Annotated in this window: 13 protein-coding genes; 7 read left to right on the top strand and 6 right to left on the bottom strand. The window is 73.5% G+C overall.

Annotated features, from left to right (window positions below; genetic code table 11):
* Positions 1–314: 314 nt before the first annotated feature.
* The 3 genes from thrC to thrA are packed head-to-tail and all read right to left on the bottom strand — an operon-like array spanning position 315 to position 5,133.
* Positions 315–1,604, bottom strand: coding sequence for a threonine synthase (gene thrC, locus VMR06_RS16830; RefSeq protein ID WP_325378465.1), 1,290 nt, complete (start codon positions 1,602–1,604; stop codon positions 315–317).
* Positions 1,601–2,590 carry a homoserine kinase gene (locus tag VMR06_RS16825; protein WP_414648167.1) on the bottom strand — a complete coding sequence of 330 codons (990 nt, stop codon included), beginning with the start codon at positions 2,588–2,590 and terminating at the stop codon, positions 1,601–1,603. Before VMR06_RS16825 ends, thrC begins: the two co-directional genes overlap by 4 nt.
* A complete protein-coding gene (thrA, locus tag VMR06_RS16820) occupies positions 2,587–5,133 on the bottom strand; it encodes a bifunctional aspartate kinase/homoserine dehydrogenase I (protein WP_325378461.1) in 2,547 nt (848 codons plus the stop codon). Before thrA ends, VMR06_RS16825 begins: the two co-directional genes overlap by 4 nt.
* Positions 5,134–5,420: 287 nt before the next feature.
* Here thrA and ubiE point away from each other — a divergent pair, with 287 nt between their 5' ends.
* A complete protein-coding gene (ubiE, locus tag VMR06_RS16815; RefSeq protein ID WP_325378459.1) occupies positions 5,421–6,173 on the top strand; it encodes a bifunctional demethylmenaquinone methyltransferase/2-methoxy-6-polyprenyl-1,4-benzoquinol methylase UbiE in 753 nt (250 codons plus the stop codon).
* A gap of 112 nt (positions 6,174–6,285) precedes the next feature.
* Here ubiE and VMR06_RS16810 read toward each other — a convergent pair whose 3' ends face one another.
* Positions 6,286–7,158, bottom strand: coding sequence for a 20S proteasome subunit A/B (locus tag VMR06_RS16810; RefSeq protein ID WP_325378457.1), 873 nt, complete (start codon positions 7,156–7,158; stop codon positions 6,286–6,288).
* A gap of 122 nt (positions 7,159–7,280) precedes the next feature.
* Between VMR06_RS16810 and folB the strand changes: the two genes are divergently transcribed.
* The gene (gene folB / locus VMR06_RS16805; RefSeq protein ID WP_325378455.1) at positions 7,281–7,643 is read left to right on the top strand and encodes a dihydroneopterin aldolase; all 363 of its coding nucleotides are present in this window, start codon (positions 7,281–7,283) and stop codon (positions 7,641–7,643) included.
* A 4-nt stretch (positions 7,644–7,647) separates the two neighbouring features.
* Positions 7,648–8,148 carry a 2-amino-4-hydroxy-6-hydroxymethyldihydropteridine diphosphokinase gene (gene folK, locus VMR06_RS16800; RefSeq protein ID WP_325378453.1) on the top strand — a complete coding sequence of 167 codons (501 nt, stop codon included), beginning with the start codon at positions 7,648–7,650 and terminating at the stop codon, positions 8,146–8,148.
* Positions 8,149–8,158: 10 nt separating this feature from the next.
* Here the strand turns inward: folK and VMR06_RS16795 are convergent, their stop codons facing one another.
* The gene (locus VMR06_RS16795; protein ID WP_325378451.1) at positions 8,159–8,908 is read right to left on the bottom strand and encodes a pteridine reductase; all 750 of its coding nucleotides are present in this window, start codon (positions 8,906–8,908) and stop codon (positions 8,159–8,161) included.
* A gap of 190 nt (positions 8,909–9,098) precedes the next feature.
* On the opposite strand from VMR06_RS16795, the gene VMR06_RS16790 reads away from it, so the two are divergent.
* From VMR06_RS16790 to VMR06_RS16775, 4 genes are all read left to right on the top strand, one after another.
* A complete protein-coding gene (locus VMR06_RS16790) occupies positions 9,099–9,944 on the top strand; it encodes a DUF6159 family protein (RefSeq protein ID WP_325378449.1) in 846 nt (281 codons plus the stop codon).
* Between the two features lie 143 nt (positions 9,945–10,087).
* Complete coding sequence (locus VMR06_RS16785) at positions 10,088–10,636, top strand: hypothetical protein (RefSeq protein ID WP_325378447.1); 549 nt, start codon at positions 10,088–10,090, stop codon at positions 10,634–10,636.
* 65 nt (positions 10,637–10,701) lie between these two features.
* Entirely contained in the window at positions 10,702–11,886 is a 1,185-nt protein-coding gene (locus tag VMR06_RS16780) for a class I SAM-dependent methyltransferase (protein ID WP_325378444.1), read from the top strand.
* 13 nt (positions 11,887–11,899) lie between these two features.
* Positions 11,900–12,676, top strand: a complete 777-nt coding sequence (locus VMR06_RS16775) for a YdcF family protein (RefSeq protein ID WP_325378442.1) — start codon at positions 11,900–11,902, stop codon at positions 12,674–12,676.
* A 73-nt stretch (positions 12,677–12,749) separates the two neighbouring features.
* Here the strand turns inward: VMR06_RS16775 and VMR06_RS16770 are convergent, their stop codons facing one another.
* Positions 12,750–13,976, bottom strand: a complete 1,227-nt coding sequence (locus tag VMR06_RS16770) for a multifunctional CCA addition/repair protein (RefSeq protein WP_325378440.1) — start codon at positions 13,974–13,976, stop codon at positions 12,750–12,752.
* Positions 13,977–14,004 lie beyond the last annotated feature (28 nt).

Below are 14,004 nucleotides of genomic sequence, written 5' to 3'. Positions count from 1 at the left end.
ACCCGCTCCAGGCGATAGCCGGTCCAGCAGCCCAGCGCCTGCAGCGTCTTGCGATCGAACACGTCCGACCCCCGACTCTGGCCAAGAAAGCACCAGGATAGGGCCTCAAACGGTCCACGGTTTTCTGCGATGAACCTTTTTCTTGCCTGCTTCCCGCGTCGTCGGCGCCTCGCCACCGGCGGCCGATACCCGAGCGCAACGCCTGGCTGCCACGACGCGCCCACCACGCCGGTCGCGAGTGATCCGCTCGCCGACGACGCGCGCCGCGCGAGCGGCAGGCGCGTGCCGCAGCGGGCTTTCCGCGATCGGACCACTCAGCCGAGCAGGCGCTCGCGCAAGGCCCCGTACGAGGCATCCAGCGGCTCGGCCGTGGCCGGCCGCGCCAGCAGATCGGCCAGCGCCGGCGGCGGCTCGACGTGACCGGCCAGCGGCTCGACGATCCGCTCGAACTTGGCCGGATGCGCGGTCGCCACGACCGCGTAGTCGCCGCGATCGCCGGCCGCGCGCAGGCGCTCGAGCACCGCGGCCGCGCAGGCTGTATGCGGGCAGACCACGATGCCGCGCCGCGTTGCCGTCGCGGCGATCGTCGCTCGAATCTCGGCGTCCTCGACGCTCTGCGAGGTGACCGCCTCGCGCAGGCGCGCCGGTTCCGGATACAGCCAGGCTAGCCGCTCGAAGTTGCTCGGCGCGCCGACGTCCATCGCATTGGCCAGCGTCGCGACGCTGACGCGCGGCGCGTAGTCGGCGCCCGCGAAGAAATCGGCGAGCACGCGATTGGCGTTGTTCGCGAGCACGACCGGCCCGAGCGGCAGGCCGATCGCACGGACCAGGATCGCCGCCAGCGCATTGCCGAGGTTGCCGGTCGGCACGATCAGGCCGAGCGGCCGCGGATGCGTGCGCGCCCATTCGAGCGCGGCCGCCGCGTAATAGGCCATCTGCGGCAGCAGGCGGCCGAGGCTGATGCTGTTGGCCGACGACAGCGGGCAGCGCTCGCGCAGGTCCGCATCGGCCAGCGCCTGCTTCACGAGCCGCTGGCAGTCGTCGAAGCTGCCGGCCACGCGCAGCGCCTGCACGTTGTCGCCGAAACAGCCGAGCTGATGCGCCTGACGCGGCGAGACGCGCCCGTCCGGATAGAGGATCACGACGCGAAAGCCGTGTCGCCGGTGGAAGGCCGCGGCGACCGCCGCGCCGGTGTCGCCGGAGGTCGCGACCAGGATCGTCAGCACCGGATCGGCCGGCGCCCGCGTGCGCGCCAGGCACTCGGCGAGGAAGCGCGCGCCGAAGTCCTTGAACGCGGCGGTCGGGCCGTGGAACAGCTCGAGCAGCCGGCTGCCGTCGCCGCCGAACGGCTTCAGCGGCGCCGGGAAATCGAACGCATCGGCGCAGATCGGCGCGAGCGCGTCGTGCAGCGGATCGCCGGCAAAGAACGGCCGCAGCAGACGCTCGGCGATCGCCGGCAGCGCCACGAGGCCGTCGAAGTCCACCGCGCTCAGCCGCGGCAGCGCTGCCGGCACGTAGAGCCCGCCGTCGGGCGCGAGGCCGTCGCGCAAGGCGGCGCCGATCGATACGGCCGGCGCCTGGCCACGCGTCGATACGTAGTTCATCGCGGGTCCTCCGCGGCCGGATCGTGCGGGATCGGATCGAGGCCGGTATCGGCCACGACGTGCGCAGCCGGTCCGGCGACCGGCGTCACGTAGCGGCGGCTGTCCAGACCCGCCGCCTCGGCGAAGGCCGCCTGCATCGCCCGTGCGCCGGCCTCGGCCCCGGCACGGCTCTCGAACCAGCCGAATACGCTGGGACCGGCGCCGGAGATGCTGGCGCCGAGCGCGCCGGCATCGAGCGCGGCCGCCTTGACCGCGGCGAAGCCGGCGATCAGCGGCGCGCGCCGCGGCTCGACCAGCACGTCGCGCAGGCCGGCGCGGACCAGGTCCGCGTCGCCGCGCCAGCAGCCGGCCAGCACCAGCGCCAGATGCGCGCTCTGCCGCACGAAGTCGCCGAGTGCGTAGTCGCCGCGCAGCGCTTCGCGCGCGCGCCGCGTCTCGAGCACCGCATCAGGATGCACGACCGCCGCATGCCAGGCCGCCGGCACCGGCACCGGCACCAGACGGTCCTCGGTCGCCAGTACCAGGCCGCCAAGCAGCATCGGTCCGATGTTGTCGCCGTGACGACCGCCGCTGGCCGCGGCCTCGCCGTCGAGCGCGAACGGATACAGCGCCTCGACCGGCAGCGGCGCCGGCAGCAAGGCATTGGCGGCGATCAAGGCGGCGACGCAGGACGCTGCCGAGCCGCCCATGCCCGAGCCGAGCGCGATGCCCTTGTCGAGCGTCACCTCGAAACCGAACGGCAGCGCGAGCGCATTGCGCAGCGCGATCAGGGCGCGGCCGGCGGTGTTGCGCTCGGCCTCGCGCGGCAGGTCGCGGACTACTCCGCCGATCGCGCCGATGCGCACCTCCGGCGCGTCGATGCGGCGCACGCGCGCATGGTCGCCGACGCCGGCGATGCTGTGGCCGAGGATGTCGAAACCGACCGCGGCGTTGCCGACGCTGGCCGGCGCGAACGCGCAGACGCCTTCGTTCACGAGGCGGTTCACAGGCGGGCCCCGAGTGCCGCGCCGAGCCGCAGCAGATCGGCGAACACGCCGGCAGCGGTCACGTCGGGCCCCGCGCCGGGCCCCTGCACGATCAGCGGATTGCTCGCATAGCGGCGCGTCGTGAACTGCACGATGTTGTCGGTCAGGCGCAGATGCGCGAACGCATGGCTGCGCGACAGCTCGGCCAGTTCGACGCGCGCGCCGTCGCGGCCGAGACGCGCGACGTAGCGCAGCACGTGGCCGGCCGCCTCGGCGCGCGCCAGGCGCTCGGCCATCGGCGCATCGAGCGCGCTCAGCGCCGCTGTCACGCCCTCGCGCGGCGCCGCGCCGAGCGCGGCCGGGACCAGGCTCTCGACCGCGACGTCGGCGAGCTCGAGCTCGCGCCCGGCCTCGCGGGCGAGGATCACCAGCTTGCGCGCGACGTCCAGGCCCGACAGGTCATCGCGCGGATCGGGCTCGGTGTAGCCGAGCGCGTGCGCCTCGGCGACCAGGGCCGAGAACGGCTGGCTGCCGTCGTAGCGGTTGAACAGCCAGGCCAGCGTGCCCGAGAAGATGCCCTCGACCGCGATCAGCTCGTCGCCGGTGTCGAGCAGATCACGCAGCGTCTGGATGACCGGCAGGCCGGCGCCGACGGTCGCCTCGTAGCGCCAGCGCGCGCCGCCGCTGTCGGCCGCCGCGCGGATCGCCGCGTAGCGCGCCCATGGGCCGGCGCCGGCCTGCTTGTTCGGCGTGACGACGTGGATGCCGGCGCCGAGCCAGTCCGCATAGCGCTCGGCGACCGCCGCACTGGCACTGCAGTCGACGATCACCGCATGCGGCAGATGCGGCGCATGCACGTGCGCGGTGAAGCGGTCCAGATCGGCGGCCTCGCCGTCGCCGCCGAGACGTTCGGCCCAGTCGGCCGACAGCAGGCCGCGCTCGTCGGTCCAGAGCCGGCGGCTGCTGGCGATCGCGCGCACGCGCAGGTCCAGACGCGTCTCGCGCTGCAGACGCTCGGCCGCTTCGCGGATCTGTCCGAGCAGCGCGCGGCCGACGTGACCAGGCCCGATCAGGCCGACCGACAGCGTCTGCGGCGACAGCCAGAAGCCGGCATGCGCGGCGCGCAGCGCGCGCGCGGCGTCGGCGCTGGCCAGCGCGACGGAGATGTTGCGCTCCGACGCGCCCTGCGCGATCGCGCGGACGTTGACGCGGGCGCGGCCGAGCGTCGCGAACAGCCGCGCCGCGACACCGGGCATCCCGGCCATGCCGTCGCCGACCGCGGCCAGCACGCTGATGCCCGGGGTGATCGTGACCGCCTGGATCTGGCCGCCGGCGAGTTCGGCCGCGAACGCCGCGGTCAGGCCGTCGCGCGCGCGCTCGACGTCGCCGGCGCGCACGACGCAGCAGATCGAATGTTCCGAGGAGCCCTGCGAGATCATCACGACCGACACGCCGGCATCGCGCAGCGCCGCGAACACGCGTTCGGCCGTGCCGGGCACGCCGATCATGCCGGCGCCCTCGACGTCGACGATCGCCAGATGATCGGCCAGCGACAGGCCCTTGACCGGCACCGCCGGCGCGTCGCCGGCACCGATCCGCGTGCCGGCATGGTCGGGCCGGAACGTGTTGCGGATGCGGATCGGCAGGCCCAGCGCCATCGCCGGCAGCATCGTCTGCGGATGGATCACCTTGGCGCCGAAATAGGCCAGCTCGCAGGCCTCCTCGTACGAGACCGCGGCCAGTGGCACCGCCTCGGGCACCAGGCGCGGATCGGCCGACAGCACGCCGTCGACGTCGGTCCAGATGTTGAGTTCGTCGGCGCCGAACAGCGCCGCGAAGATCGCGCCGGAATAGTCGCTGCCGTTGCGGCCGAGCACGGTCGGCCGGCCGTCGGCGTCGCGCGCGACGAAGCCGGTCGCGACCACGCGCGAGGCCGGATGGCGCTCGCGCCAGTCGGCCAGGCGTGCCGCGCTGGCCTGCCAGTCGACCGCGACGCCGAGCTCGCCGTGGCGCACGACGAGCACCTCGCGCGCATCGAGCATCGCGCAGTCGCCGCCGTCGGCCGCCAGCAGCGCCGAGAGCAGGCGCGCCGACCAGACCTCGCCGAGCCCCTGGATCCGCTCGAGCGCCTCGCGCGCCGGAAAGCCGAGCACGGCCAGCGCCTGCAGCAGCTCGCCGAGCGCGGCATGGCTGGCGTCGAGCCAGGCCTCGACCGGCGCGGCCGCCGCACCGAGCAGCTCGCGCGCGGTCAGCCGGTGCCGCTCGTGCAGCGCCGCCGCCGTGGCGCGCCAGCCGGCGCTGCCGCCGGCCGCCTCGCCGGCCAGCGCGATCAGCGCGTCGGTCACGCCCTGCATCGCCGACACCACGGTGATCTGGCGGCCCTCGGGCTGCTCGCGCAGGATCGCCGCGACCGCGCGATAGCGCTGCGCATCGGCCAGCGAGGAGCCGCCGAACTTGTGGGCGACGATGCGGGTACCGTCCGGTACGCCGCGCAGTCCGGCCCTGCGGGCAGCGGCGAGCGGATCGGCGGCGGTCGGGTCGGTCGAGCGGACGTACGGATTCATCGGGCCTCCGGTCTGGAAACCCCGCACGCCGGGAGGAAGGGGGAGCGCCCGCATCCTCGTCGAGGAGCGGGAGGTCGTTGAGCAGGTGTTACGCGCGCACGACCGACCGCCCTCGCGGGGTAGTCGTCGTGGTGGTCGTGGTGCGGCGCGTCAACATGACGCCGAGTTGATCCGATCGGCGGGGATGCTGTCAAGCGGGTGGCGCCCGCCGGCGCGAGGCCGCCGTAGCGCCGTATGGCCGGAAGCCGCGCGGCCGGGTGATCCGGCGTTTGCGGTAGCATGCGCCGATGAACGAACCGCAGCGCACCACCCATTTCGGCTACCGCGACGTGCCCGAGGCCGACAAGGCCCGTCTGGTCGGCGAGGTCTTCAGCTCGGTCGCCGGCCGCTACGACCTCATGAACGATCTGATGTCGTTCGGCCTGCACCGGCTCTGGAAGCGCTACTTCGTCGGCACCAGCGGCGTGCGCGCCGGCGATGCGGTGCTCGATCTGGCCGGCGGCACCGGCGATATCGCGGCCCTGCTGCTGCCGAAGGTCGGCCCCGGCGGACGCATCGTCGTCGGCGACATCAACGGCGAGATGCTGCGCGTGGGCCGCGACCGCCTGACCGATCGCGGCCAGGTGCAGGGACTGGAATACACCCAGCTCGACGCCGAGGCGCTGCCGTTTCCGGATGCGAGCTTCGACTGCGTGACGATGGCGTTCGGGCTGCGCAACGTCACGCACAAGGAGAAGGCGCTCGGCGAGATCCACCGCGTGCTGAAGATCGGCGGCCGCGCGCTGGTGCTCGAGTTCTCGGCGGTTCGCGCCGAATGCCTCAAGCCGCTGTACGACTTCCATTCGTTCCGGGTGCTGCCGCGCCTCGGCGCGCTGTTCGCCGGCGATGCGGACAGCTACCGCTACCTGGCCGAATCGATCCGGCGCCACCCGGACCAGGCCACGCTCAAGGCCATGATGGAGGCGGCCGGCTTCGCGCGCGTGGACGTGCGCAACCTCTCGGCCGGCATCGTCGCGATCCATCGCGGCTACCGCGTCTAGCACGCACCGGACGAACCCGCTTCCACCGCCCGAGGCGCCGGCGACGATCGCGCAGCTGGCTTCGCGCGGCGGACCGGTACGCGAGCGGCTGGTTCGCGTGCGGATGCGCCGCTCAGACCGGCGGCACGGCCTGCTGCGACTGGGCCTGTGCCGTTGCCACCTCGACCGGCGCCGCGGCCTGCTGCAGCGGCGCGGCTGCCGGCAGTGCCGGGACCTGCGCCGTCGCGGCCGCGGCCGCTGCGTCCTCGGCCAATGGCGGCTCCCAGGCGAAGCGCGGCAGGCCGTGCACCGCGCGCTCGAGCTTGCGCGACCAGCTGTCGCGGATCTCGGCGTAGAGCGGCGTGTCGCCGTCCAGCCGCATCTGCGCCATCAGCCGCAGCGCATCGACGCGCAGCAGGACCAGATCGATCGGCAGGCCGACCGAGAGGTTGGAACGGATCGTCGAATCGAGCGAGACCAGCGCACAGCGCGCGGCGTCCTCCAGATGCATCGCCGGCCGCACGATGCGGTCGAGGATCGGCTTGCCGTACTTGGATTCGCCGATCTGCAGGTAAGGCGTTTCCGGCGAGGCCGCGATGCAGTTGCCGACCGGATAGATCAGATACAGCGCCTTGGCGCCGCCGGCGATCTGGCCGCCGAGGATCAGGGTCGATTCGAGGTTGACGCGGCCGTGCTCGGCCTGCGCGGCCAGCTGCGCCTGCACGCCGACCAGGACCTGGCCGACGTACTCGGCGGCGTCGGTCATGCGCGCGACCGTGCGCAGGCTGGTCGCCGCGTCCTCCTCGACGTCGCGGCGCAGCCGCGCGAGCACCGCCTGGCTGGTCGCGAGATTGCCGGCCGTCATCAGCACCAGCACGCGCTCGCCCGGAAACTCGAACACGTGCAGCTTGCCGTGCACGCGCACGTCGTCGAACGAGGCGCTGGTGCGCGTATCGGCCGCGAAGACCAGGCCTTCGTCGACTTCGATTCCCACGCAATAGGTCATGGCCGGCGGAGCTCACGGAAAGGGCCGGCGCATTCTAGCCCGCACTGCGCGACAGGCCGACGGCTGCGACGGCCTGCCGCGCAGGCGTTGAAGCCGGTGGTCGCATCGGCGATCCTGCGCGCATGGACATCGTATTCATCGAAGACCTGCGCATCGACACCGTCATCGGCATCTACGACTGGGAGCGGCGCATCCGCCAGACCGTCGCGTTCGATCTGGAGATGGCGTTCGACAACACGCGTCCGGCCGCCAGCGACGACATCGCCGACACGCTCGACTACAAGGCGATCTCCAAACGGCTGATCGCCTACGTCGAGACCGCACAGTTCCAGCTGGTCGAGACGCTGGCCGAGCGCTGCGCGGCGATCGTGCGCGAGGAGTTCGGCGTGGCCTGGGTGCGCCTGAAGCTGGCCAAGCCCGGCGCGGTGCGCGGTGCGCGCGCGGTCGGCGTGTGCATCGAGCGCGGCACGCGGCCGGCGTCCTGAGCGCATGGCGCGCGCGTACCTGAGTCTGGGCAGCAACATCGAGCCGGCGCGCAATCTGTGCCTGGCGTTCGAGGCGTTGCGCGAGCGCTTCAGCGCGGTCGCGCTGTCGCCGGTCTACCGCAGCCCGGCGGTCGGCTTCGACGGCGCGGATTTCCTCAATGCGGCCGCCGTGATCGACAGCGATCTCGCGCCGGCGGCGCTGGCCGGCTGGCTGCGCGAGCAGGAAACGCGCCAGGGCCGCCGCCGCGGCGAGGCGCGCTACGCGAGCCGGCCGATCGACCTGGACCTGCTGCTCTACGGCGACCAGGTCAGCGAGGTGCCGCCGCTGCCGCGACCGGAACTGGCGAGCGACGCGTTCGTGCTGCGGCCGATGGCCGATCTGGCACCGACGCTGCGCCATCCATCGCTCGGAGTCGATCTGGCCACGCTGTGGGCGCGCTGCGCGGACAGCACGGTGCTGACGCGGGTGACGCTCGACTGTGCGGCAGGGACCGTTGCGCGCTGAGCGGCGCCGCTCAATCGACGACCGAGCGTCCGCCGTCGACCGCGAGCACCTGGCCGGTCACGTAGTGCGCATCGCGCAGCAGCCAGCGCACCGCCTCGGCGACGTCCTCGACGCGGCCGAGCCGGCCGAGCGGCGTACGCGCGAGCAGGGCCGCGCGCGCGCCGGCATCGGCGTCCTGCTCGGGCCAGAGGATCGCGCCGGGCGCGACCGCATTGACGCGCACCGCCGGCGCCAGCGCGATCGCCAGGCTGCGCGTCAGGCTGACCAGGGCGGCCTTCGCGGCCGAGTAGACCAGGTGGTCGGCCTTCGGCCGCTCGGCATAGACGTCGGCGAGATTGACGATCGCACCACTGCCGGCCGTCAGATGCGGCGCGGCCGCCTGTGCCAGCAGCAGCGGCGCCTGCGCATTGGCGGCGAACGAGGACTGCCATTGCGCCGCGGTCACCCGGCCGAACGGCGTCGCCTCGAAATTGGAGGCATTGTTGACGAGGCCGTCGAGCCGGCCGAAGCGCGCGAGCGCCGCCGCGACGAGACCGGGCAATGCCTCGGCATCGGCCAGATCGGCCGCGACGCACAGCGTCGAGCGTGCGCGCATGGTCTCCAGCTCGGCGGCGAGTGCGCGGGCCTGCGCCTCGGACCGGCGGTAGTGCACGACGATGTCGCAGCCGGCCGCGTGCAGGTGCCGCGCGATCGCCGCGCCGATGCGCCGCGCCGCGCCGGTCACCAGGATCGCAGGCCGCCCGCTGTTCGCCTCGCTCATCGTCCGGACTCGTGGAAATCGACCGCGATTATGCGCGAGACGCGGCGGCGGCGTGCCGGGCGGTGACTTCCCGCACGCGCGTGGCGGCGCGCGGCAGGTTCTACAATGGCCGCGCACCGGCAGGCCCCGGTGTCACCCGTTCGCATCGGGCGCCGACGGCCTGGTCGCAGCGCCGGGAGGCATCGTCGACATGACTGGACGTTTCGCACGGAGCTGGGATCTGGTCAAGGCCAGCGCTGCGGTGCTGCGCGCCGACAAGGAACTGCTGGTGTTTCCGCTGCTGTCGCTGCTGTGCACGCTGGTCGTGGCCGCCAGCTTCGTCGTGCCGGCCGCGTTCGCGGGGCTGTTCGCCGATCTTCGCCACGGCACCGCCCCGGTCGCGTTCTGGCTGCTGACGTTCGTGTTCTACGTGGTCCAGTACACGGTAATCTTCTATTTCAACTCGGCCCTGGTCGCGGCTGCGACGATCCGCCTGGCCGGCGACGATCCGACCCTGGCCGACGGCTTCCGCGCCGCCAATGCGCGGCTGCCGGCGATCCTCGGCTACGCCCTGATCGCCGCCACCGTCGGCATGGTGCTGCGCGCGCTGCAGGAGCGCGCCGGCCTGATCGGCCGCTGGATCGTCGGCCTGCTCGGCGTGGCCTGGACCGTGGCCTCGTTCCTGGTCGTGCCGGTGCTGGTCAACGAGCGCATCGGCCCGGTCGATGCGGTCAAGCGCAGCGCCGAGCTGCTGCGCACGACCTGGGGCGAGAATCTGGTCGGCAACCTCGGCCTCGGCTTCGTGTTCGGTGCGGCCGTGTTCGCGGTGGCGCTGATCGGCGGCGGCCTGGTCGTGCTGACGGCCGCGCGCGGCGGCGGCTACTGGGTGCTGGTGCCGATCGCGCTGACCGCGATCGCGCTGCTGCTGCTCGGCCTGCTGCAGGCGGCGCTGCAGGGCGTCTATTCGGCCGCGCTGTACCGTTACGCGGCCACCGGCCAGGGCGGCGCCGGCTTCGACCAGGCGCTGATCACCGACGCATTCCGCGTCAAGGCCTGAGGGCGCGCGCGCGGCCGGTCGCGACGGCGATCGGCCGCTGCAACCGGCCCGGACGATTCGCCGCGCGGTTTCGGCACCGGCCGAAATGCCGTAGCGTTGGCGCGGGCGCCGCGCTCCCCTGACGCGCGGCGGACGGAGGAAACGTGCTCGAAGACATCCGCAACCGGCTGCGCTCGCGGCGGCCGGCCCGGCCTGCCGTCGCGCCGCCGGCCGAGGACGGCGCCGGTCCGGTCCGCTACCGGCCGCTGCTGGCCGCCCGGCTGCCGACCGACAACCGCCGCCTGCGCGAGGCGATGCGCACGCTGCTGGCCGCGCTCGGCAAGCGCGACGAGGAGGCGCTGATCACGGGCCTGGTCGCGTTCGCGGAGGCGTTTCGCGCGGTCGCACTCGCGCGCAGCGTGCAGTTCCATCCGTATCTGGCCTGGGCGCTGCAGCAGGCGCCGACCACGCGCACGCTGTTCGACTCGGTGCGTGCCGACGCGCAGCGCTGCCTGAGCGGCATCGAGGCGGTGCTGGCGACGCATCTGGGCGCGCCGTGGACGCGCATGCAGCGGCGCCGGCTGGCACCGGACCTGATCCACGCCGCGCAGCTGCTCACGCGCTGGCTGCGCATCGACGAGGACATCCTGCTGCCGCTGTATCTGCCGCCGGGCCAATACCGGCCGGCTCCCGACCTGCCGGCGCCGCGCTGACACGCCCCCGACCGGTCCGGCCTCTGCGCTATGCTCGCAGCCGCGCTCGTCCGATACCGCCGCACGTGAAGACATCCCTGCCCGCTCCGGGCGCCGAAGAACTCGAACACGCCGAGCGTCTGCTCGCGGCGATCCGCGAAGAGATCGTCCGCGGCGGACCGATGTCGTTCTCGCGCTACATGGAGCGCTGCCTGTACGCGCCGGGCCTGGGCTACTACAGCGCCGGCCGCACCAAGTTCGGCCGCGACGGCGACTTCGTGACCGCACCGGAACTCGGCGAGCTGTTCGCGCAGTGCGTCGCGCAGGCGCTGGCGCCGGTGCTGCGCAGCCTCGGCGCCGGCGCCGATCTGGTCGAGCTCGGCGGCGGCAGCGGCGCGTTCGCGGAGACCGCGTTGACCGCACTGGCCGACCACGACGCGCTGCCGCGCCGCTACGCGATCCTCGAACCGAGCGCCGACCTGCGCGAGCGCCAGCGCACGCGCCTGCACGAGCGCTTGCCGCCGGCGCTGGCCGATCGCGTGCACTGGATCGACCGGCCGCCCGAGGACGACTGGGACGGCGTGCTGTTCGCCAACGAGGTCATCGACGCGCTGCCGACGACGCGCTTCACGCTGCGCGACGGCGAGGTCTACGAGGAGCACGTCGCGCTGTCCGGCGCCGACCTGGTCCGCGTCGACCGCGCGGCCGATCCGCTGGTCGGCGGCGCGGTGCGCCATCTGGAACGCGACCTCGGCCGCGCGTTCGCCGACGGCTACCGCTCCGAGGTGCTGCCGCAGCTGCCGTACTGGATGCAGGCGGTGCTCGGCGGCCTGCGCCGCGGCGTCGCGCTGTTCGTCGACTACGGCTACCCGCGCGCCGAGTTCTACCGCCCCGAGCGCAGCGACGGCACGCTGATCGCGCACTATCGCCACCGCGCGCACGCCGATCCGCTGTTCCTGCCGGGCCTGCAGGATCTGACCGCCTTCGTCGACTTCACCGCGCTGGCCGAGGCCGGCAACAGCGCCGGCTTCGGCCTGGCCGCCTACACCGACCAGATGCACTTCCTAATCGCCAGCGGTCTGGCCGACCATCACGCGCGGGCGATCGAAGGCGCCGACGCCGCAGCGGTCTACCGGCTCGGCCAGCAGGTCAAGCGCCTGACCCTGCCCGAGGAGATGGGCCAGCGCTTCCGCGCGATGCTGTTCGCGCGCGCGGTCGACCCGGTCGCGCTGCCGCCGCTCGGCGGCGTCGACCGGAGCGACACGCTGTGAGCGCGCGCCGGCGATGATCGGCGCCTGGCTGTCGCCGCTGCGCTTCGGCGTGCTCTTCGGCCTGCTGGTGCTGCTGACCTGGCGCTGGCTGCCGCGCTGGGCGCGCCGGCTCGCCGTGGCGGCCGGCCTGGTGCTGGTCTGGCTGACGACGCCGTTCGGCGCCAATGCGCTGGTCGGCCTGCAGGAAGCGCGCGTGCCGGCCGAGGTGGTCTGCGCCGCGCCGCCGCCGCAGACGATCGTCGTGCTCGGCGGCGGCATGACGCGTGCGCCGCGATCGGACGAGGACTACGGCGCACTCGGCGTCGAGAGCCTGCGCCGCGTGTTCGCGGCGCTCGCGCTGCAGCGCGAGCATCCCGGCGCAGCCCTGGTCTTCAGCGGCGCCAGCCGCCATGCGATCGCCGAGAGCACGACGATGGCGCATCTGGCGCAGGCGCTCGGCGTCGCCGCGGACCGGCTGCGCAGCGAGACCGCCTCGCGCACGACCTGGCACAACGCCCAGGCCGTCGCTGCGCTCGATCCGCCGCTGCCGCGGCGGATCTGGCTGGTCACCTCGGCGCTGCACATGCCGCGCGCACGATATGCGTTCGAAGCGGCCGGATTCGAGGTCTGCACGGCGCCGGCGCCGCCGCAGTATGCGGAGCCGGCCGGCCTCGGCTATGTCCTGCCGATCGCCTCGGCCGCCGCCAAGTCCGAAGCCGTGCTGCACGAATGGGCCGGCGAGACGGCCTACCGGCTCGGCCTGTTCCGCACCACCGAACGCGATCCGGAGCCGGCCAGCGGCGAACGCTGAGCAGGGCATCGCCTGCGCGGCGCGAAGTCCGTCCCTCGATGCACGCGCCTGAGCGCAGCGCCGGCAGGCAGTCTCAATCGGGCCTGGTCACCGCCGCGATCGCGCGCACCCGCGCCGCACGCATCGCCTCGGCGATCGCCGGACCCTGGAGACCTTCGGCGACGAACGGCGCCGCGGTGACCGCGCAGGCCGCCGCATGCGCGGCGCGCAGATAGCCGGCCTGCGGATAGTCGCTGTCGGCCAGGCCGGCACGGCCGCGCTTGTCGGCCTCGCAGACCGTCAGCAGCCGATCGAGCCGCTGCGGCTTGCGAAAGCCGTCGAACCGCTCGAACAGCTTCAGCACGGTCGAGGGCTTGAGCTCGAGCGCGCGATGCACCAGCAGATGCAGGCGGCAGCACAGCACCGCCAGCGCGGCGTGCTCGGCCGGCACGCGCAGCCGCGCGGCGAGCGCCTCGATCGGCGCGACGCCGCGCTCCTCGTGCATGACGTGACGCGGCAGCTCCTCGGCCGGCGTCAGCGCCTTGCCGAGGTCGTGCACCAGCGCGCACCAGCCGACCAGGTCGTCGCCGGGCGCCAGCTGCGCGGCCATGTCCACGACCAGCTCGACGTGGATGCCGGTGTCGACCTCGGGATGGAACTCGGCGCGCTGCGGCACGCCGTACAGCGCGTCGACTTCCGCAAACAGCACGCGCAGCGCGCCGCAGGCGCGCAGGCTCGACAGGAACGCCGACGGCCGCGGCTCGGCGAGCGCCTTGCGCGTCTCGGCCCAGACCCGCTCGGGCACCAGGTGATCGGCCTCGCCGGCGGCGACCATGCCGCGCATCAACACCAGCGTCTCCTCGGCGATGCGGAAGCCGAGCGGCGCGTAGCGCGCCAGGAACCGCGCGACGCGCAGGATCCGCACCGGATCCTCGGCGAACGCCGGCGAGACGTGGCGCAGCACGCGCGCCTCCAGGTCGGCGAGGCCGCCGAACGGGTCGATCAGCCGGCCCTCGGCGTCCTCGGCGATCGCGTTGATCGTCAGGTCGCGGCGCTGCAGATCCTGTTCGAGCGTGACCGAGGGATCGGCGTCGAACGCGAAGCCGTGATAGCCGCGGCCGGTCTTGCGCTCGGTGCGCGCCAGCGCGTATTCCTCGCCGCTGTCCGGATGCAGGAACACCGGAAAGTCCTTGCCGACCGGCCGGTAGCCGCGTTCGAGCAGATCCTCGGGCCGGGCGCCGACGACGACGTGATCGCGATCGGCGACGGCACGGCCGAGCAGTTTGTCGCGGACGGCGCCGCCGACCAGATAGGTGCGCATCGGCCCGATTGTGCCACGCCGCCGATGC

This window comes from Dokdonella sp. (assembly GCF_035511235.1).
Classification (GTDB): domain Bacteria; phylum Pseudomonadota; class Gammaproteobacteria; order Xanthomonadales; family Rhodanobacteraceae; genus Dokdonella.
This window is presented reverse-complemented; position numbering and strand designations above follow the sequence as displayed.

Excerpts from the sequence above, each read along its gene's own strand:
- VMR06_RS16810 (WP_325378457.1), bottom strand. The coding sequence starts at position 7,158 with ATGACCTATTGCGTGGGAATCGAAGTCGACGAAGGCCTGGTCTTCGCG.
- VMR06_RS16775 (WP_325378442.1), top strand. The coding sequence starts at position 11,900 with ATGATCGGCGCCTGGCTGTCGCCGCTGCGCTTCGGCGTGCTCTTCGGC.
- thrA (WP_325378461.1), bottom strand. The coding sequence starts at position 5,133 with ATGAATCCGTACGTCCGCTCGACCGACCCGACCGCCGCCGATCCGCTC.
- thrC (WP_325378465.1), bottom strand. The coding sequence starts at position 1,604 with ATGAACTACGTATCGACGCGTGGCCAGGCGCCGGCCGTATCGATCGGC.
- folK (WP_325378453.1), top strand. The coding sequence starts at position 7,648 with ATGGCGCGCGCGTACCTGAGTCTGGGCAGCAACATCGAGCCGGCGCGC.
- ubiE (WP_325378459.1), top strand. The coding sequence starts at position 5,421 with ATGAACGAACCGCAGCGCACCACCCATTTCGGCTACCGCGACGTGCCC.
- VMR06_RS16795 (WP_325378451.1), bottom strand. The coding sequence starts at position 8,908 with ATGAGCGAGGCGAACAGCGGGCGGCCTGCGATCCTGGTGACCGGCGCG.
- VMR06_RS16770 (WP_325378440.1), bottom strand. The coding sequence starts at position 13,976 with ATGCGCACCTATCTGGTCGGCGGCGCCGTCCGCGACAAACTGCTCGGC.
- VMR06_RS16790 (WP_325378449.1), top strand. The coding sequence starts at position 9,099 with ATGACTGGACGTTTCGCACGGAGCTGGGATCTGGTCAAGGCCAGCGCT.
- folB (WP_325378455.1), top strand. The coding sequence starts at position 7,281 with ATGGACATCGTATTCATCGAAGACCTGCGCATCGACACCGTCATCGGC.